This window comes from Elstera cyanobacteriorum, from assembly GCF_002251735.1.
Taxonomy (GTDB): Bacteria; Pseudomonadota; Alphaproteobacteria; order Elsterales; family Elsteraceae; genus Elstera; species Elstera cyanobacteriorum.
Genome location: NZ_NOXS01000032.1, coordinates 533160 through 551400 on the forward strand (window position 1 = coordinate 533160; position 18241 = coordinate 551400).

The following is an 18241-nucleotide window of genomic DNA, read 5'->3' on the forward strand; positions in this document are numbered from 1 at the left end:
GATAGGATCATGAGCTTCATTCCCTACGGCCGCCAGGAAATTGACGAAGACGATATCGCTGCCGTCATCGCCGCGCTGAAATCCGACTGGCTGACGACCGGCCCCAAGGTTGGCGAGTTCGAAAAAGCCTTCGCCGAGTTTACCGGCGCCAAGGAAGCCGTCGCCGTTTCGAATGGCACCGCGGCGCTGCATTGCGCGATGGCGGGCGCGGGCGTTGGCCCGGGGGACGAGGTGATCGTTTCTACGATGACCTTCGTCGCCTCGGCCAATGCCGCCGTCTACATGGGCGCAACGCCGGTTTTCGCCGATGTCACCCCAGATACGCTGACCATCGACCCGGCGGATGTCGCCCGCAAGATCACGCCGAAGACGAAGGCCATCGTCGCCGTCGATTACTGCGGCCAGCCCTGCGATTACGATGCGCTCTGGGCGCTCTGCGAGAAACACGGGCTGAAGCTGATTTCCGATGCTTGCCACGCGGTCTGCGGAGAGTATCGCGGCAAGCCGGTGGGCACGCTGGCTGATTTTTCCACCTTTTCTTTGCATCCGGTGAAGCATTTCACCACCGGCGAGGGCGGTCTGATTACGACCGACGATCCCGAGAAGGCGCAGCTTATGCGCGTCTTCCGCAATCACGGCATCACCTCCGATCACCGGACCCGCGCCGCCACGGGCGGGTTCGCCTATGAACAGGTGATGCTGGGCTATAACTATCGCCTGACCGACATTCAGTCGGCCCTCGGCCTGTCGCAGTTGAAGAAGCTGCCGCAGTGGCAGGAACGGCGCTGGGCCATCGCCAAGCGCTACCGCGAGGCTTTCGCCGATATGAACGCCGTGCGCCCACTCGCAGAAGTGCCACACACGAAGCACGGCTATCACCTCTTCGTCGTGCGGATCGACCCGGAAGGCTCGCGCCTGACGCGCGATGAGCTATTCCCGATTCTGCGCAGCAAGCACGAGCTTGGCATCAACGTCCATTACCAGCCCGTCCATACACAGCCGTTCTATCAGCAGACCTTCGGCACCAAGATCGGTGATTGCCCGGTAGCGGAAGCCGCGTGGCCGCAGATTCTGACCATTCCGATCTGGGGCAATATGACCGACGCCCAAGCCGACCGGGTGATCGACGCCCTGCGCCTCGAAACCAGCGGTCGGGCGGCGGCATGAGTGGTTTTAGCCGGCTGCCGCTGTATCGCGGTGGCCCAATGGTTGGGCGGCTAGGCTTCGGCACGGTCGCCCTTGGCCTCGCCTATGGGGTTGGGCCGGAGGCAGTGTTGCCGCCGGAAGATGCAGCTATCGCGACCCTCCGGGCTGCCCGGTCAGGTGGTGTGGATTTCTTTGACACGGCCCCCGCCTACGGGGTGGCCGAACAGCGCACCGGCCTTGCGCTGGGCGGCGATGCGGGTGCGGTGATCGCGACAAAAATTCTGTTGCCGAAGGACATAAGCGATTTCGAGCTTCCGGCCTTCGTCCGTACCTCCGTTATGACCAGTCTAACCCGACTGAAGCGCGACCGGATCGACCTGCTCAAAATCCACAATGCAACCGCCGCCGATATGGAGCGCCGTCCGTTGCTCGATGCTTTGCGGGCAGAGGTGGACGCCGGGCGGGTGACGGCCCTCGGCGCGTCAGTCTATGGGCCGGGGGATGCTGCTGCCGTCATCGCAACGCCTGGGTTCAAGAGCGTGCAAATCGCCTTTTCGATCTTGGACCAGCGCTGCCGGGCGATCTTCGCCCAAGCCGGATCGGCCGGGGTCGGCCTTGTCGTCCGCTCGGCTTTGCTGAAAGGCGCGTTGACTATCCGCGCCCGCCACCTTCCCCCCGCCTTGGCCCCGCTGGCCGATGCGGCTAGCCAGGTTTGCACCCTCGCCGGGATTGGCTGGGAGGAACTGCCGACGCTGGCGATGCGCTATGTTCTATCGGTCGGGGCGCCGATTTCCGTCGTCCTGGCCGGGGCACAATCGCAGGCCGAACTCAATGATGCCCTCCGCGCCCTCGACGCAGGCCCGTTACCGCCCGCGTTGATGGCAAAGCTCGACGGCTGCGGACTAACCGACGACGCCTTGCTGAACCCCGCACGTTGGCCCGCCCTGTCGTAAAACGTATCACCTGGATTGGACAGGTGAAGCGCGCGTGCTAGGTTTTTGATAAATTTCCGTTCCTGTCGAGGATCGACCATGACCGAGCTTGCACTGTTGGGCGGTAGCCCCGTGATTTCCACCCCCTTCAAACCCTTCCGCACGATGGGACCGGGCGAAGTGGCCGCCGTGCAAGCCGTGGTCGAAAGCGACTGCCTGTCGGGCTTTTACGGCAGTTGGGGCGATGAATTTCTCGGCGGGCCGAAAATCCGCGAATTCGAAGCGGCTTGGGCGGAAGCCTTCACGGTAAAGCATTGCGTTTCGGTCAATTCCGCCACCTCGGGCCTCTATGCCGCGCTGGGCGCCATCGGCCTTACGCCGGGCGATGAGGTGATCGTACCGCCCTACACCATGTCGGCGTCTGCCGTCGGGCCGCTGATTTATGGTGGCATCCCGGTCTTTGCCGATATCGAGCCGGAAACCTTCTGCCTCGATATCGCCTCGGTCGAAGCCAATATCACCGAGAAGACCAAGGCGATTGTTGTCGTCAACCTCTTCGGTCATCCGGCAAAGCTGCGCGCGATGCGCGCGCTGGCCGATAAGCACGGCATTATCCTGATCGAAGATAATGCCCAAGGACCGTTTGCAACCGAAAACGGCGTGTTCGCGGGAACCATCGGCCATATTGGCGTCTTCAGCCTGAATTATCATAAGCACATCCACACCGGCGAAGGCGGCATGTGTGTTACCAACGACGACCGGTTGGCCCTGCGCATGCAGATGATCCGCAACCACGCGGAAAATATCGTCGGGCCAACCGAGCATGACGATCTATCGAACATGATCGGCTTCAACTACCGCATGACCGAGCTTTCCGCGGCCGTCGGGATCGTGCAATTGCAGCGCCAGGAAGAGCTGATCGGCCAGCGCGTACATATCGCCCAGCGGCTGACCGAGGGCACAAAAGACCTCGAAGGCTTCACCCCGCCAGTGGAGCGCGATGGCTGCCGCCATGTTTATTATGTCTGGACGCCGAAGATCGACCCGGCGGCCCTAGGCATCTCGCGCGAGGTGCTGGTGAAGGCCCTTGCGGCTGAAGGCGTGCCAATCTATCAGGGCTACGTCCGCCCGCTGTACCTGCTGCCTGCCTTCCAGCAGCGCATGGCGCTGGGCCGCGATCACTTCCCCTTCACGCTGACCAATCGGTCCTATGCCAAGGGCCTGTGCCCCGTGGCGGAAGAGATGCATTTCACCCGTCTCCTGTCGTTCGAAACCTGCGCCCATACGCTGACGGATGCGGATATCGACGCGATCATCGCTGGCATCCGCAAGGTTCATAGCCAGCGCCATAAGCTGATCCAGCAGGCCGCCGAATAATCATGGCGGATCGCATTGTCGCCAGCATTGAAGCCCGGATGGGATCGTCCCGTCTGCCGGGCAAGGTGCTGATGGATATTCATGGCAAGCCTGCGCTGGCCCGCTTGGTTGATCGGCTACGCGCCTGCCGAACCCTGACCGATATCGTCGTCGCCACCTCCACCGATCCGCGCGACGATGCCATCGCCGATTGGTCGCAGGCCTATGGCGTCGCCGTCTTTCGCGGCAGCGAAGAGGATGTACTGGACCGGGTGGTCAAGGCCCAGGCCTTTATGAACAGCGACATCGTGGTCGAAATCACCGGCGACTGCCCGCTGCTGGACCCGGAAATCATCGACCTTGGCGTTGAAAGTTTTCTCGCCAATTCCTGCGACATCCTGACCAACGCCCGTATCGAAAGCTACCCGGCGGGGACGGACGTGCAGGTCTATCGCCTCGCCGCCCTGCAAGACGTCGCGGCGCGCATCGACGATCCCGCCGTGCGGGAGCATGTAACGCTCTATTTCTATGAAAACCCCGAGCTTTACCGCTGCACCAACATCCTGGCGCCCGCATCGTTGCGCTGGCCGGGGCTGCGCTGCCAGCTCGATTACGCCGAGGATCTTGAGTTTATCCGCGCCGTCTATGCCGAGCTGATGCCGCACCACGGCCCGCTCTTCGGTCTGCCGGTGTTGATCGACCTGTTGAAGCGCAAACCAGAACTGGCGGAGATCAACAGCCATTGCGTCGAGAAAGCGGCGCGATGAGCCTGCGCACGGCCCTGGTCGGTTTCGGCAAGATGGCCGATACTTATGCTGAAGACCCGATTATGGCGCGGCACTACCGCTATGCCGCCCATTCGCAGGTATTGTCTGAACATCCCGGCTTCAACTGGGATTGTGTGATCGACCCCTCCCCGGAGGCGCGGGAGCGGGCGAAAGAGCGTTGGGGGATCGCGCAGTGCTATGCCACGGTCAGCGACGCGGCCGCCGCAGGCTATGCCCCGGACTGCCTAGTTATCGCAACCCCGCCATCCCTTCGGGCGGCCGCCCTTGCCGCCTTCCCCAGCGTCAAAGCCGCCCTGGTGGAAAAGCCCCTCGGCCCCTCGCTCGGTGAAGGCGAAGCCTTGATGGCGATTGCCGCCGCGCGCGGGGTGGCGTTGCAGGTCAACGTTTGGCGGCGGGCCGATGAAACCCTGCGCCGCCTCACGGGTGGGCTCCTTGCCGAAAAACTCGGGCGCGTGCAGGCCGCCACGGTGATATACGGCAATGGGTTGCACAATAACGGCTTCCATATGATCGATATGGCGCGGATGCTGTTGGGGGAGGTCGTGGCCGTCCGCGCCCTTGGCCCAGCGATTCCCGGCCCGCATCTGCCGCTGCCGGGCGACTTCGATCTCTGCTTTGCCCTGCACCTCGCGGGCGGCGAAACCGTGATCGCCCAGCCGGTCGATTTCCGCACCTATCGTGAAAACGGTCTCGACCTGTGGGGCATCGATGGCCGCCTATCGATCTGGCAGGAAGGGTTGACCGTCAGCCTCGCCCCGCGTCGGGAAAATCGGGCAATGCGCGGCGAGCATGAAATCGCCAGCGACTGCGGAGAAGCACTGCCGCCCACGGTCGGCACGGCCCTGTGGGCGATGTTGGACAATCTCGCCGAAGCCGTGGCTGGGCAGGCGCCGCTGTGGTCGCCGGGCGATAGCGCCTTGCAGGTCGAACGGATCATCGCCGCCCTGGAAGCCTCGCTGGCCCAAGGCGGTGCACGGATTGAGGTTACTCATGGGTAAGATCGTCATTTTCGTTGAAGACCCGGGGGCGGCGAACTACGCGCTACCGCTGGTCGCGCCGCTGGGGGCGGCGCTGTGGGTCGCCCCGGCACTGCTGCCCTACCTCGATGCCCGCGGGATTGAGCCCGCCCGCGTTCTCGACGGCCCCGTTCCCCCCTTACCCCCCGAAACCGCGCGGCTGCTGGTCGGCACGTCCGAAAACCTCGAAACTGCTGCCCATGCGCTGGTGCGCCAGGCTAAGGCGCGCGGCATCCCTTCGGTCGGCATGATCGATTTTCCAGCCAATGCCGCCGCCCGCTTTCGCGGTACCGGCACCAATCCCCTCGCCCATGCGCCCGACTGGCTGATGGTGACCGACGACGGCACCGCGCGCCATTATGAAGCCCTGGGCTTTCCGGCGGAGAAAATTGGCCGGGTCGGGCACCCGCATTTCGATACGGTCCTGGCCCTGCGCGAGAGGTTGGAGGCCGAAGGCGTTACCGCTGTGCGCCGTCGCCTGCTGCCCAATGTGCCCGAGGGGCAAAAGCTTATCGTTTTCCTGTCCGAAATTTCCGGGGGGCTTGACCCGGAACAATATCAAAAGTCGCCGGACTATACGCTTGAGGGGCGCGGGGGGCGGACCGACCGCACCGGCATCGTTGTGGAAGAATTCCTGGATGCTTCCGCCGCGCTGTCCCCCCAGCCCTATCGGCTGCTACGCCTGCACCCGAAGAATACCCGGGAAGAATTCGGCCTGCTGCTGGGGGAATTCGATAGCGTTAGCGCCGCCGGAACGCCGCTGGAAATGGTTTTTGCCTGCGATCTCGTCTGCGGCATGACCACTATGCTGCTTTATGAAGCCGCCCTGCTGGGCCGCCCCACCTTGGCCATTCTGCCGCGCATGACGGAAGCGGCCTGGCTACCGACGATTGCCAGCGGTATCACCCCAGCCGCCGTGACCCGCCCGGCGCTGACCCGGCTGCTGCCGACGCTACTGGCGCAAACGCACGGCAATGATCTGCGCCCAGCCCCCGCGTTGCCGCGCGCCCTCGCCTTTCTCGCTGCCCTCCCATCTTAGGAGCCTGCCGATGAGCGTTCCGTCCCGCCGCCTTGAGACCGAGCGTCTCTTCGTCGATCCCTATTCCGAAGCCTATGTGACGCCCGCCTATGTAGGTTGGCTGAACGACCCAGAAGTGGTGAAATATAGCGAGAATCGCTACCGCACTTTCACGTTAGAAGGCTGCCGCGACTACGTCGCCTCCTTCGCAGGCTCGCCGAACTATCTCTGGGCCATCGTGCGGAAGGATAGCGGTCAGCACATCGGCAATATCAACGCCTATGTCGATGTTCCGAACAAACTGGCCGACGTTGGCATCATGGTCGGGGAGCGGTCATGCTGGGGCGGCGGCTATGGGCTTGAGGCCTGGAACGCCGTCTGCACTTGGCTATTAACCGAAGCGGGCATGCGCAAAGTGACCGCCGGGACGCTCGATACCAATATCGGCATGAAGCGGATTATGGAGAAATCCGACATGATCCCGGACGGTCGCCGCGTGCGGCAGTATATCAACGCGGGCGAAGAGGTTGATGTCGTCTATGCTGCGCTATTCGCAGCCCGCTGATCGCGGAATTCAACCAGCGCCTGCTTCACCTCTTTGAGGACACTGGCCCAATCCCCTCGCCTTGGCTGGCGGAACAGCCGGGCGGAGGGGTACCAGGGGCTATCGCTGCGGTTCAGCATCCAGCGCCAATCGGGCACAAACGGCAGCAGAATCCAGACGGGTTTCCCGAGAGCTCCGGCAAGATGCGCGACGGAGGTATCGACGGTGATCACCAGATCGAGCGCCTGAATGGCTGCCGCCGTATCGGCGAAATCGGTGAAAGTCGGGGCGAGGTCCACCACCTGCGCCCGAGCTAAAGATCGTTTAGCCTTCTCAGAAGTACCATATTGAAGAGAATAGAAGCTACATCCGCCAACCTGCGTTAAAGATAATAAATCATTCATCGGAATAGAACGTTGACGATCATTGACGTGATTTGGATTACCAGCCCAAACCAAACCAATAGCCGATCCGTTGGCCGTACCTGCAAAGGTTAGATCGGTATTACCAGGCGCTTTAACATAAGTTTTCTTCCAAAAATATGCTTCGGAATTTATTTCCAGAAGCCATGGCAAAGAAGGGATAGAGGCGCGACACTCAAAGTTCGAAAAATCATCATCCATGAAGACCAATTGGAGCTCTGGAAAAGAGCAAGACAAAAGCCCTACTAACGATTCCTGCACCTCCAGGCCAACCCTCATCCCTTTTTGAATTAGATCATCGGCAAATCTAATAAATTGAATAGTATCACCCTGACCCTGTTCCCAATATATAAGAATAGACTTACCCGGAACACAGTCTCCATTCCACCGTGGCAAGGCGGCAATAGCGGATGGCGGTTGAAAAATAGAACTATTTAAACGAAATTCATAATCTGGTCTCGCCAAATCCCAACGCCCCAGTAACAATAATAGCTGACCACGGTTAAATTTATACTCTCCAATAAATGGCTCGAGATCAACTGCACGATTAAAACTCTCCAGAGCCTTATCAAACTCCCCCAGCTCAACTAAAATATTGCCACATATATTATGCGACGGTGCCCAATCTGATTTCAAATTGATCGAGCGTGCAATTTCATCAAATGCTTTCTTGAAGTCAAACGCCCGAATATAAACCTCTGACCGTAAGCAAAAATAACAATGGGGCTGAGATTGCCTCAGCCCCGTTTTTTCAAGATAACGCAGTGCTTCCCCAAGATTATAACCGATCAATCGTTGAGAAATCTCCTCTAGATTGAACAACACTCGGTAACTCCAAACGCTCGTTTATTTCGCCATGACTAATTTATCTTCAGACTCTTCCCTTAAACAAAAAGATTCATAATGGAACCTTTTTGAACCTTATTCCAGCTAAAGCGGTCCGCTCGAACCTCTACGTTAGCCTGAGCAAACTCAAAGCTTAACGACAAAGACTGCAGGACCGAATCACGCTTCTTCTCCATTGCCTGCAATTCTTTAAGAAGAGGCAACCGTAGCTCAGCATCTTTTTTTTCAATTGCCTTATCAATTTCCTTCAGTTTCTTGATCGACGCTTCTTGTTTTGCCTTTGCAAGGTCAAAATCTTGCGCCATACGATAACGCAGAACCCCTAAAGTCTCCCCGAGGCCTCGGGAAAGACCGACATTGACCTCAGTTGGATCACTAGACGTTGAAACAAACACGCCAACTGCGGAAACACGATCAGATAACGTAGCGTAGCTCGAGTAATCCCCTATACCGGAAGGATTTTTTTCACCTTTAAACTTCGTTACCTTATCTAAAAAACCACCCTCAATGTAGCTATTGGCCTGAAGCCCCTGCAAAGCCCTATTCAACTGATCACGTGTCGCGTTGAAATCAGCAGCAGCCGTTGGCCCGACTGCAGACGCGGCGTCACTGAGAGCCGGAACCATTTTATTGATAATATCAGACAACTTGTTAATGTTGCGTCGTCCAAGCTCAAGATAAGCCGTCAAGTCAACGCGCTGCTTGTCTGCAGCAGCACGTTCTCGCTTAAGTCCCGCCAGGGAAGGTTCCAACGTTTTATCTATATCATTATAAGCTATTTTCTTTTCATTCAGCTCAGTATCCAATCTTTTCTTGATTGAACGAAACTGAATTTCAAACCCTAGCCGAGCCGTATTCTGGCTTTGCCGGACAAAGATATCACTAAAGGTAACTTGATTGAACGACGTCATCTGAAGCCTCCAGCTTTCTGCGGATAGCGAACCTAATTATTCATACTACGCCACTCGCCCCAAAGCGACTCTATTTTGTTCGCCAAAACCTCGGCAGTCTCTTGATAGAGCGATGAGGAGATTGATTTATGTAGGTTGCGCATTTTTTCCACAACAACCTTCAGATCAGCCTTGTTTTCCAGAAAATCAATAGCATCCTGATAATAATCCTCTATGCCATCAGAGATTAATTCATCGAAGCCCGCAGCCTTAACTAAATAAGCCGCCGCTTCTGAACGAGGATTATTACCCTTAAGCGTCAAAACAGGAGAGCCAATCCACAGGGCTTCAGTCACCATTTCTAGATTGCCGTAAGGGAAGCTGTCGAGGATCAAATCTGCATCGAGCATAATCTCGCTCCGTGATTGCAGGAAATCCGATGGGTCGATCAACTCGACACGATCACCACAGTCGTGGATAGCGGCGGCCGCCAAAACTCTCTGCACGAGTGGGTCGTTCAATTCAGACCGAGCAACAAAAGCAAGAGTTGCCCTAGGTACAGCAGTCAAAATTTTCATATAAATATCTAACGCAACATCAGATATCAGCAGGCCAGCGTGTGGTGCAAGAAGCCGACGCACATCGCGATCACTTGTATCTCGAGATACTTTCAGAGCACGGACTTCGGCGACACGCCCCATCAGTTCTGCCGGGGGCACTGGATAACGCAATGGAACGCCAAGGTCTATCAGCCGCATATTGGTACTATCGGCAGAAGGCGCAAGACGATAATCATAACAAGCTAGATCATCGTAGCGGCTCGGAACCGCCCAAAGTATCTGAATAGGCGCCATGCGCGTGCGCCAAATTCCCGGACGCGCAAAAGCAGCAGCACCAACAGTGTCAAATAAAACAGACACCTGATCAAATCGAATCATCTCAACTAATGTTGCATCATCAACGGCTGCAACTTCTCGAAAATCCTCCAAAGCAGCTTTAACGCGCATCAAGCTCGGGGAACTACCAGTACCTGTAAAATATACTTTTACAGGTATATATTCTTTGAGAGATAGTAAGAGGCCCTCTAAAGCCGAATCAACGTAAGAGCATAAGAAGCCTACTGAAACAGTATCGGGCCAATCAGTCGCAGAAAAGGTAGAAACTTCAGGATTGGCAAAAGTTAAACGATGAACTTGGCTCAAGCCTTCCGCTAAAACAGCGTCGTCAACAAGCGGTGACCATTCTAACATCCGATAACGCGCGAGAGCGTCTTCGAGATTATCAACTTCCTTAAGCTGAGCACAGGCCTCAGACACCGCTTGCGCATCGCCCTTTAAAAGGGCTATGCCTAGCGCATAGTCTGGGCGCTTCGGATGATCAGCATTAAGAGCAAGCAGCGCGCTAAAGGCAACTTCCGCTTCTTGAAGTTGCCCGGTATAAATTGAACATTCCACAAGCAGAGAGAAGCTATCCACATCACCGCCAGAAACCCCAACGAAGGTCTCAAGCTGGCGCATGGCAGCAGCATACATCCCCTGCTGCATCATCAGGCGGGCCGTCGTAAGTGGACGATTCTCGATAAAAGAATCAAATATATCCTTAATTTTACCGAAATAGCTCCCAATAATTTCATCTAAAAATACATCTGAAGGCAGATGAGTTCCGAGTTTTAGATTAAAAATCCCATCCGATTTTCTACCTAATTTCAATAGAATAGCAGCAGCCGCATCGGGATAGTTCCCAACTTCGGGAGCGAACTGCATCGCCTGTTCCAGCATAGACAAGGCATCAATATCCCGACCAAGGGCATGAGAGATCGCCGCGAAAACGATCAATACCCTGGCAGACTGATCGCTGGAACGCGCCTTCTCCGCCTCTTCTGCCGCCCGCATGATATCCCCAGCACGCAAGGCCGTCATAGCTGCTCTTAGGTGTTCATCAGCTTGTTCATTTGTAGCTGAAGCAGGGCTGGAAACAACGTCAGACATCTTGTGGGTATCCGAAAGTTCAGGTTAAGCGCTTGTACTGATTGTATCGTCACTCGACACGGATGCAGTATCGCTCGGGGCCTTCTCCTCGGAAACTGCAGCAGCGGCATTCCGCATAGAGTCAAACAGCCCAGCCGCAATATTTTTATTTATCTCAATCAGCGTAGCAAGCTTGCTAGCTTCAGGAGTTGTAATAATTCCCACAGTATGCTTATCAATAAAATTTGATAGATTCAGAAGATTCTGGCGCACCTCCAAGGTAAGTGCACTCTCGTCATCCAAAATATCAGCTTGAATGATCGTCCATAGCTTCCAGTTCAAGCGTGCTGCCGCCAGTAAACCGTCCCGGTCATCCGGTTGACGAACGGCATCATCCAGCCGCTTTGCCGCTTGGATCAACCCCCACGCCAGGGTTTGAACCGGATTCCCCACGGGGGGGTGCGTCGGATAAGCTTTCGATGGGGGCACTGACATTGTCCAACCTCTCCTTTTCATGCGCAATCAAGGCACGCACAGTCTTGAGGGCATGATAGAATTCACCTTGGGATACCTGCTGCTTAACGCGCTCGATGATATCGACTGCACTCGGAGCTGCAGCAAGATAATCTGCCATTAGTTCCGTTAATAAGTCGCCATAGTGATCCCGTCGCGCAGGGAAAATATAAAGGCATTGGAGGGCAAAATAGATGCGTGACGCCGGCGTCAGCGCATCAACTTCCGCCAAGATATCTTTCTCGCGCATGAACGCGGCATCATTCAGAAAAACCAGATGCGCTTCACCACCACCGTTCTCAAGAACAGCGCCGTTGACGATGATCCGCTCGCCGGGCTTCAACGTCATCTTTAGCGGCATGTTTTATCGTTCCTGTTACAGGATTTGTGCATCGCTATTCTGTTCACTTGCCCACAGAGCGTCGAAGCCCTCCGCATCGACCCAAACATCATTTCGATCACTTGAATAGCGGAAATCCTCAGGACAACGGCGCGCAGTACCATTCTGGGTGAATAAAGGGTTCTCCATAGCGACCGCATCCGGAAGGATGGCGAAGTGATGGGGGAACTCGAGTGTGTTGCGCGCATCATCCTCGGCAACCATCACTTCGTGCAACTTTTCGCCCGGGCGAATTCCCACATACTTACGTGTACAACCCGGAGCGATTGCTTCAGCAATATCATTAATCCGTACACTCGGGATCTTGGGCACAAAGATCTCCCCGCCCTGCATACGAGCAAGGGAGTCGAGAACAAACTGCACGCCCTGATCCAACGTAATAACGAAGCGCGTCATGCGCTCGTCGGTGATTGTTACTTCACCCGTTAGTTTTTGCCGTTGAAAAACCGGAACGACACTGCCGCGGCTGCCAATCACGTTCCCGTACCGAACAACACAAAAGCGGGTACGATCATTTGAATAGGAGCGCGCAGCCGTGAACAATTTATCCGAGCACAGCTTGGTGGCGCCATAGAGGTTGATCGGATTGGCGGCCTTATCTGTGCTCAGGGCCACAACATTGCGAACCCCCTTGTCGATCGCCGCATCAATCACATTCGCGGCCCCCAACACATTGGTCCGGATAGCTTCGATCGGATTATACTCAGCGGCAGGAACCTGCTTAAGCGCCGCAGCGTGGATAACAACATCCACCCCATCAAAGGCGCGATAAAGCCGATCTTTGTCGCGCACATCGCCCAGAAAATAGCGCATACAGTCGAAACGCGAGTCAGGAAAAACCTGTTGCATCTCGAACTGCTTCAGCTCATCACGGCTGAAAACAATTAAGCGACGGGGCTTGTAGCGTGCCAGAATGGTCCGCACAAGGCGCTTACCAAAAGATCCTGTGCCACCGGTAACCAGGATCGACTTATCGTTCAGCATTCTGCACGCTCGGTTTAGCCTCAACAATCAGACTGCCTTTATCGTCAAACAGCTCTGGTCGCACAAGAGGCAATTCTTGCCGAACCTGGTCCACAAATCGAATAAAGTCCTTCTCTATGACACGCAAAAATACAGTCCAAAAGCGCCGCACAATACCCTCAAACTCCGGCAACCTATCCTCAGGTATTCTGCGCCACCAATACATCAAAACTATAGTCTTTGTAGTAATTGACCCCGAAATACCCGGATTAAATTTGGAATAAGGCGCCGGGACACGATCCAAGGCTTCGTGAAGAGACCTGAGAAACAGTATGATGTCCTTATTTTTCTTGGAGCCTGCCGAAAATTCTTTTTTCAATATTTTTATATAAATACCAAAATCTTCTTTAAGTTTTTCGAATAAATCCACCCCTACCCTCTCAATCCAATCAATATCCCTCGAAATAGAATATAGGTTTTCTATCAGAAACTCCTTCCCGCTTATCTTGTCTATGGAGCCAATTCGAGACAAACGAGTGGGAGTAACTTTTTCAACACGCGCGCCTTCGGAGGCATTAAATGCTCGAACAGATCGAAACTGTGCCATTAGCAAACTCAGCGTGTTGATGCCATTCTTCAAGTGTACATTTGTATGGACTTTCCCGCCAAAATTCCCTGAAACTACTTCGGGAAACTTGAAGTCAACAATCTTTAGCTCATCATGTGTTTCATACGACGTCCCTTTGGAATGGTGGATATTAGGATCGACCGTACCAAAATCGGCACCAACAAATATAACATGTCGGAAACCTAAATGCATGCATGCACTCGCCGCAGTATTTACTACTGTCGGATTCTGCCATGATAACATCGGAAGATCGTTGCAGAATAAGCTAGAAGCCATAACGCCTTCGCGAATGAACCATAACCGGCGATTAAAAAGTCTAGCAGATCTCACGTCCATCGTTGAGCTGCATATTAAGACCGTTTTGGAGAGGTCATATCCCCTAGTTAATGGCTCAAGCAACTCATAATTAAGAGCAATATTTTCGATTTCCACGTGGAAATCAGGAATGATTCCATTTGATAGGAGGCTTTGCAATGCAGAGCCACCGGAAAAAATGATGATATCTTCTTTATTCTGAATTAACCAATCTATATCCTTATTCAAGGAAGGCCCAGCCCCCACAACGACAGCGGTTCCTTTGAGGGGTTTCTGGACATCGCCACAAAATTTCCAACGATCCATGTATAAATTTAAAACAGTATTACGAGTCATTGTCTTTTCATCGTCGTAAAAACCCAAACCATCAAAAATTAGATACGCCTTTTCTTGAAATTTTTCATAGACTGCGTCCATAATTTCTGATTTATAATGGCGCATGTGAAATATCGTCTGAAGGACACCCGGATTCTTATAGTGAACATGACTCCTTAGAATGCCAAATGCACCATTCGGATCTGTAGAAATTACAATAGCAACCCTATCTTGCAGAGTTTTAAATATTTCAGTCCAATCAGTAAAATACATTGATAGAACTAAGAATAGAGGCTCAGTTTCTGAAATTACAATGTCGCGACAGCGAGTATGCGCGATAAACGGGTAAATGTGAAAACCTAGACCGATTCCAAAAAGAAAAACAGTTGACGAGTCAATCCTTTGACGATCAGCAACAGCAAACAGGTTCCGCCTCCGGAACATCGCATTTAAACGCTTTTGGAGTTCTAAATGGGTTGGCGTCCGCGCCTCATCTGCTTCTGGAGGGAACCCCTCAACCATTGAAGGGGATACAAGATAATTTTCGATCTGTTGATGAGCAAAAAGACGGGCATCGGTACCATAAAAGCGCGAGCCGTTGATAATGACATCTAATACCCCATCCACATCATAAATCTCAACATTAGCGGGGATTTTTTTTTCAATGTATTCAGATATGCTAGGAATTTTCTTTTTAAATAATTTCATATTTTTCTTAAAAAGGCTTTTCTGTTCTTTAGAGAAATTCATCTATCTTCTCGCTCGCTAAGTTAGGCATGAACCGACTGCGATAGTGAGGCCGAAGGCCCGCTCTAAATCAGGATCAATGGTTTCCGGAAGCCCATAAACAGCCTCTTGCCAATCTTCTGCATTTCAGCGGAGCTGCAAAACCTCGGACTTTAGTAAAGGCATAACCACCCTTTATTATAAAAAGAGGGACGGCAAGCCGTCCCTCCCAAAACGCATACTAGATTGGCTAGAACTAGCCGAACAGACGGAGCACAGACTGTTCGGTCTGGCCAGCAAACGCCAGAGCCTGAACGCCGAGCTGCTGACGGGTCTGCAGCGAGACGAGGTTCGCGCCTTCTTCGTTGGTATCAGCCAGCGTCAGCTTGCCCGAACCATCCTTCTGAACGTTCACGTATTCCTTCGTGAACTCCAGGCGGGTGTTCAGAATAGCAACGTTGGTACCAAGAGCCTTAGCAACCGAGTTGTTCTGGCTGATCGAGTTATCCAGGCCCTGGATGACGAAATCGAGCGCTTCGTTGAACGAGTCGTTCGCATTGATGCTCTGGTTAACGTCGAAGGCCGCCGCCGACCAAAGCGTACCAGCCGAGATGGTGGAGATCGCGAAGGAGCCCGTCAGGTTTGCATCAACAAGGATGTAAATCTGCGAAGCGGCGAAAACATTCAGACCCGACACCACGTTGTAGGTATCTTGAATGATGCTGGCGGTCGCCTGAGCGAACGTCTGCGACGTACGCGTCGAGACGGTCGTGACGTTGAACGATGCCGTGTCGCCGCCAACAGTCGAAGCCGCATCGTAACGGACCAGATTGTAGGTGAGCAACGCACCGCCGGAGGTTGCAGCCTTAACGAAGTACTGGCCAACCGCACCCGCGGTGATACCAGCGGCCGAGCCAGCAGCGTTCGACAGCGTGCCGACCGAGTTAACGTTCGACGCAACCTGCGAAGCCAGACCAGCGCCGTAAGTCGAGAGACGCTGAGCGGTCACGACCAGACGGCTGGACGAACGATCCGAGAACTGAGTGGTCTGGATCGACGTCGAGTTGCTGACCAGGTTCAGCCCCTGGTACGACGCATCCGAAACGAGCTGGTCGATCTGCGCCTTAACAGTGTTGTACTGGGTTTGCAGCGTGCCGCGCTCGATCGAGGTCGCCGACTTCGCCGAGGTCGCGATACCCTTCAGCTGCTTCAGCAGCGAATCGATGGCGGTGGTCGCGGTCAGCGCGGTGTTAATGCCGCTGATGGCCTGATCGATGTTCGCCTTACGATCATTGAAATCCGAAGCGCGATCATCCAGAGCCTTCGCCGAGAAGAAAGCCACGGCATCATCGATAACCGTGTTCACCTTCTTGCCCGTGTTCAGACGGCTGTTGGTAACGTCGATCGCCGACTGGGTCTTCTGCAGAGCAAGCAGGTTCGAGCGGACGGAGCTGCTCAGAGTAACGTTGGTAGCCATGTTATTCCCCTTCTGGAGACTGGAGATGGATCACACCGCCTTTTGCGATGCTGGGCTGACCTTACCGGAGTTTTCGGTCGATTCAATAGGTAAATTTTTCCCGCGCATCATACATTCGTCTCCTCAAATCCGCAGAAATCCAAAGATTTCGATGATTCCTCCCGCCACGACAACCCCCTTCGCTTAGGGTGGGAAGTGTTGTAAACTATTGATATGATGCTTTTGCCGTAGAAGCGCGGCGGGTGGAGCAGTGGCATGCGCTGCATGTCTACCCTTATGTCCCAGGAGGGGTGTGTAGATGGACTCGTCAACGTCATCGGCCAGTGCGGGCTCTACACGCAGCGATTCGAATGCGCGGGCGCAGCAGCGCTCGGCTTCGTCACCCGCCGGAAAAGAGAAAAAGCAACCCCCCGCCCCCACCCCGAAACCGGCGGATTATGGAGTTACCGTCAAAGGTCGGTTCGATCCCGATTTACGGCGCTTCTTCGTGACTATTCTGGACGCGTCTAGCCAGACCCTGATCGCGCAGTTCCCCTCCCAGGCCGTAGCGCGCTACGTCCAGCAGCTCAAGAAAGCTGCCGCCGATGGCGAAGCCTCCCCTAAGAACGCCGATAGTCCCGATGCCCAGGATGCGGGAAAATTGGATCAAACGACCTAGACCACGCTTCGTATTGCACCCCTTGCCTTCCCGCGCCCACGCCCGCTAGATGAGCAATGAATCGGTATATAAGGTGCCGGTCGTTCTTTTTTGGCCCTGGGAGTTGCTGGACCCATGCGTTATTGCAGCCGCTGCACAATGCCCGAAACCGCCGAAACGCTGGGCTTTGACGAGCAGGGTGTCTGCTCGGTCTGTCGGCAGATCGAAGTGAAGCACGATCAGATCGATTGGGAGCAACGGGGGCGCGATCTCGACGGGCTGCTGGAGCAGTACCGCGGCAAATACGATTACGATTGCATTGTGCCCTTCTCTGGCGGCAAGGACTCGGCCTTCACGCTTTGGTACCTGATCAAGGTGAAGAAGCTAAAGTGTCTCGTCGTTCGCTTCGATCACGGCTTTATGCGCCCAACGGTCGAAGAAAATTGTCACAAGGCGCTGCGCAAGCTGGGCGCCGACATTGTTAAATTCACGCCGAATTGGCAGGTCGTTCGCAAGCTGATGTACGAGGCGCTGAAGCGCCGCGGCGATTTCTGCTGGCACTGCCATACGGGCATTTTTGCCTTTCCGATGTGGGAAGCCCTGCGTCAGCAGGTGCCGCTGGTGTTCTGGGGCGAGCCCAGTTCGGAATATAGCTCCTTCTATGGCTATAATGACGTGGAAGAGCATGACGAGCGCCGCTTCAACCGCATCGTCAATCTGGGCATCAATGCCGAAGATATGTTGGGCATGCTGGATAATAGCGTGTCCGAGTATCCGGTCAGTCTGCGCGACCTGAAGCCCTTCACCTTCCCGCCCACCCGCGATCTGCGCAAGCTCGGGGTTCGCTCAGTCTTCCTTGGGCATTTCATCCCATGGGATGTGCGCAAGCAGGTCGATATCATCAAGCAGGAATTAGACTGGCAGGGCGATCAGGTCGAAGGCGTGCCGCCGGAATACGACTACGAAAAGATCGAATGCTTTGTTCAGGGCGTGCGCGACTATATCAAATGGCTAAAGCGCGGCTTCGGCCGCACCACGCATGTCACCTCCATCGATATCCGTAACAATCGGATGGATCGGGCGACGGCAGAAAAGCTGGTGGCGGAATATGACGGCAAGCGCCCCGCCGCGCTTGATCTCTTCCTCGATATCCTAGGCATCGACGAACAGCACTTCATGGATCTGATCGAGCCCCATGTTGTTGCCCCCCATGTGATGCCGAGTTGCGAGAGCTGCCAGAGCAATTGCAACACGGATGTACCGTGGGATTACGCCCATTGGAAGAAGTCCGTCGATATGGGAAAACTCCCCGAAGACGCTTAAGCGCTGGTCGAGGCTGGAG

At 54.8% G+C, this 18241-nt stretch carries 17 protein-coding genes; 9 read left to right on the forward strand and 8 right to left on the reverse strand.

The genetic code is table 11. The features are described 5' to 3' along the window. Nucleotides 1-9 precede the first annotated feature (9 nt). The 7 genes from pseC (at nt 10) to CHR90_RS11780 (ending at nt 6821) form a co-directional block, all read left to right on the forward strand. Nucleotides 10-1167 (forward strand): UDP-4-amino-4,6-dideoxy-N-acetyl-beta-L-altrosamine transaminase, encoded by a 1158-nt coding sequence (gene pseC, locus CHR90_RS11750; RefSeq protein ID WP_094409177.1) that lies wholly within the window; start codon nt 10-12, stop codon nt 1165-1167. Beyond that, entirely contained in the window at nt 1164-2099 is a 936-nt protein-coding gene (locus CHR90_RS11755; RefSeq protein ID WP_094409178.1) for an aldo/keto reductase, read from the forward strand. Before pseC ends, CHR90_RS11755 begins: the two co-directional genes overlap by 4 nt. Nucleotides 2100-2177: 78 nt before the next feature. Beyond that, nucleotides 2178-3455, forward strand: coding sequence for a DegT/DnrJ/EryC1/StrS family aminotransferase (locus CHR90_RS11760; protein ID WP_094409179.1), 1278 nt, complete (start codon nt 2178-2180; stop codon nt 3453-3455). Between the two features lie 2 nt (nt 3456-3457). Then, nucleotides 3458-4201, forward strand: coding sequence for a cytidylyltransferase domain-containing protein (locus tag CHR90_RS11765; RefSeq protein WP_094409180.1), 744 nt, complete (start codon nt 3458-3460; stop codon nt 4199-4201). Beyond that, the gene (locus CHR90_RS11770; protein ID WP_094409181.1) at nt 4198-5220 is read left to right on the forward strand and encodes a Gfo/Idh/MocA family protein; all 1023 of its coding nucleotides are present in this window, start codon (nt 4198-4200) and stop codon (nt 5218-5220) included. Before CHR90_RS11765 ends, CHR90_RS11770 begins: the two co-directional genes overlap by 4 nt. Beyond that, nucleotides 5213-6277 (forward strand): hypothetical protein, encoded by a 1065-nt coding sequence (locus tag CHR90_RS11775; protein ID WP_094409182.1) that lies wholly within the window; start codon nt 5213-5215, stop codon nt 6275-6277. Before CHR90_RS11770 ends, CHR90_RS11775 begins: the two co-directional genes overlap by 8 nt. A 10-nt stretch (nt 6278-6287) precedes the next feature. Next, a complete protein-coding gene (locus tag CHR90_RS11780) occupies nt 6288-6821 on the forward strand; it encodes a GNAT family N-acetyltransferase (RefSeq protein ID WP_170941382.1) in 534 nt (177 codons plus the stop codon). On the opposite strand, the gene CHR90_RS19235 is transcribed toward CHR90_RS11780, so the two are convergent. The 8 genes from CHR90_RS19235 to CHR90_RS11820 all read right to left on the reverse strand — a co-directional run bounded on the left by CHR90_RS19235 (nt 6794) and on the right by CHR90_RS11820 (nt 16262). Further along, nucleotides 6794-8047, reverse strand: a complete 1254-nt coding sequence (locus CHR90_RS19235) for a tetratricopeptide repeat protein (protein ID WP_141210934.1) — start codon at nt 8045-8047, stop codon at nt 6794-6796. The genes CHR90_RS11780 and CHR90_RS19235 overlap by 28 nt on opposite strands. Nucleotides 8048-8106: 59 nt before the next feature. Next, nucleotides 8107-8979 (reverse strand): hypothetical protein, encoded by an 873-nt coding sequence (locus CHR90_RS11790; RefSeq protein ID WP_094409185.1) that lies wholly within the window; start codon nt 8977-8979, stop codon nt 8107-8109. A gap of 32 nt (nt 8980-9011) precedes the next feature. After that, complete coding sequence (locus tag CHR90_RS11795) at nt 9012-10946, reverse strand: tetratricopeptide repeat protein (protein WP_141210935.1); 1935 nt, start codon at nt 10944-10946, stop codon at nt 9012-9014. Nucleotides 10947-10970: 24 nt separating this feature from the next. Further along, complete coding sequence (locus tag CHR90_RS11800) at nt 10971-11345, reverse strand: flagellar biosynthesis regulator FlaF (protein ID WP_170941383.1); 375 nt, start codon at nt 11343-11345, stop codon at nt 10971-10973. Then, nucleotides 11317-11799 carry a flagellar biosynthesis repressor FlbT gene (locus CHR90_RS11805; RefSeq protein ID WP_094409188.1) on the reverse strand — a complete coding sequence of 161 codons (483 nt, stop codon included), beginning with the start codon at nt 11797-11799 and terminating at the stop codon, nt 11317-11319. The genes CHR90_RS11800 and CHR90_RS11805 overlap by 29 nt, the downstream gene beginning before the upstream one ends. Before the next feature lie 15 nt (nt 11800-11814). After that, entirely contained in the window at nt 11815-12822 is a 1008-nt protein-coding gene (gene pseB / locus CHR90_RS11810; protein WP_094409189.1) for a UDP-N-acetylglucosamine 4,6-dehydratase (inverting), read from the reverse strand. Beyond that, nucleotides 12809-14809: a motility associated factor glycosyltransferase family protein gene (locus CHR90_RS11815; protein WP_094409190.1), complete on the reverse strand. Its 2001-nt coding sequence runs from the start codon at nt 14807-14809 to the stop codon at nt 12809-12811. Before CHR90_RS11815 ends, pseB begins: the two co-directional genes overlap by 14 nt. 232 nt (nt 14810-15041) lie before the next feature. Next, on the reverse strand, nt 15042-16262 hold the full coding sequence (locus CHR90_RS11820) for a flagellin N-terminal helical domain-containing protein (protein ID WP_094409191.1): 1221 nt from the start codon (nt 16260-16262) through the stop codon (nt 15042-15044). A 298-nt stretch (nt 16263-16560) separates the two neighbouring features. Between CHR90_RS11820 and CHR90_RS11825 the strand changes: the two genes are divergently transcribed. After that, nucleotides 16561-16920 (forward strand): hypothetical protein, encoded by a 360-nt coding sequence (locus CHR90_RS11825; RefSeq protein ID WP_094409192.1) that lies wholly within the window; start codon nt 16561-16563, stop codon nt 16918-16920. Nucleotides 16921-17034: 114 nt separating this feature from the next. Continuing rightward, complete coding sequence (locus tag CHR90_RS11830; protein WP_094409193.1) at nt 17035-18222, forward strand: N-acetyl sugar amidotransferase; 1188 nt, start codon at nt 17035-17037, stop codon at nt 18220-18222. Nucleotides 18223-18241 lie beyond the last annotated feature (19 nt).

What these genes read in the sequence shown, in the direction of transcription:
- CHR90_RS11755 (WP_094409178.1), top strand. Translation starts at nt 1,164, where the DNA reads ATGAGTGGTTTTAGCCGGCTGCCGCTGTATCGCGGTGGCCCAATGGTT.
- pseB (WP_094409189.1), bottom strand. Translation starts at nt 12,822, where the DNA reads ATGCTGAACGATAAGTCGATCCTGGTTACCGGTGGCACAGGATCTTTT.
- CHR90_RS11790 (WP_094409185.1), bottom strand. Translation starts at nt 8,979, where the DNA reads ATGACGTCGTTCAATCAAGTTACCTTTAGTGATATCTTTGTCCGGCAA.
- CHR90_RS11775 (WP_094409182.1), top strand. Translation starts at nt 5,213, where the DNA reads ATGGGTAAGATCGTCATTTTCGTTGAAGACCCGGGGGCGGCGAACTAC.
- pseC (WP_094409177.1), top strand. Translation starts at nt 10, where the DNA reads ATGAGCTTCATTCCCTACGGCCGCCAGGAAATTGACGAAGACGATATC.
- CHR90_RS11770 (WP_094409181.1), top strand. Translation starts at nt 4,198, where the DNA reads ATGAGCCTGCGCACGGCCCTGGTCGGTTTCGGCAAGATGGCCGATACT.
- CHR90_RS11780 (WP_170941382.1), top strand. Translation starts at nt 6,288, where the DNA reads ATGAGCGTTCCGTCCCGCCGCCTTGAGACCGAGCGTCTCTTCGTCGAT.
- CHR90_RS11820 (WP_094409191.1), bottom strand. Translation starts at nt 16,262, where the DNA reads ATGGCTACCAACGTTACTCTGAGCAGCTCCGTCCGCTCGAACCTGCTT.
- CHR90_RS11765 (WP_094409180.1), top strand. Translation starts at nt 3,458, where the DNA reads ATGGCGGATCGCATTGTCGCCAGCATTGAAGCCCGGATGGGATCGTCC.
- CHR90_RS11760 (WP_094409179.1), top strand. Translation starts at nt 2,178, where the DNA reads ATGACCGAGCTTGCACTGTTGGGCGGTAGCCCCGTGATTTCCACCCCC.
- CHR90_RS11795 (WP_141210935.1), bottom strand. Translation starts at nt 10,946, where the DNA reads ATGTCTGACGTTGTTTCCAGCCCTGCTTCAGCTACAAATGAACAAGCT.
- CHR90_RS11815 (WP_094409190.1), bottom strand. Translation starts at nt 14,809, where the DNA reads ATGAATTTCTCTAAAGAACAGAAAAGCCTTTTTAAGAAAAATATGAAA.
- CHR90_RS11830 (WP_094409193.1), top strand. Translation starts at nt 17,035, where the DNA reads ATGCGTTATTGCAGCCGCTGCACAATGCCCGAAACCGCCGAAACGCTG.
- CHR90_RS11825 (WP_094409192.1), top strand. Translation starts at nt 16,561, where the DNA reads ATGGACTCGTCAACGTCATCGGCCAGTGCGGGCTCTACACGCAGCGAT.
- CHR90_RS11805 (WP_094409188.1), bottom strand. Translation starts at nt 11,799, where the DNA reads ATGCCGCTAAAGATGACGTTGAAGCCCGGCGAGCGGATCATCGTCAAC.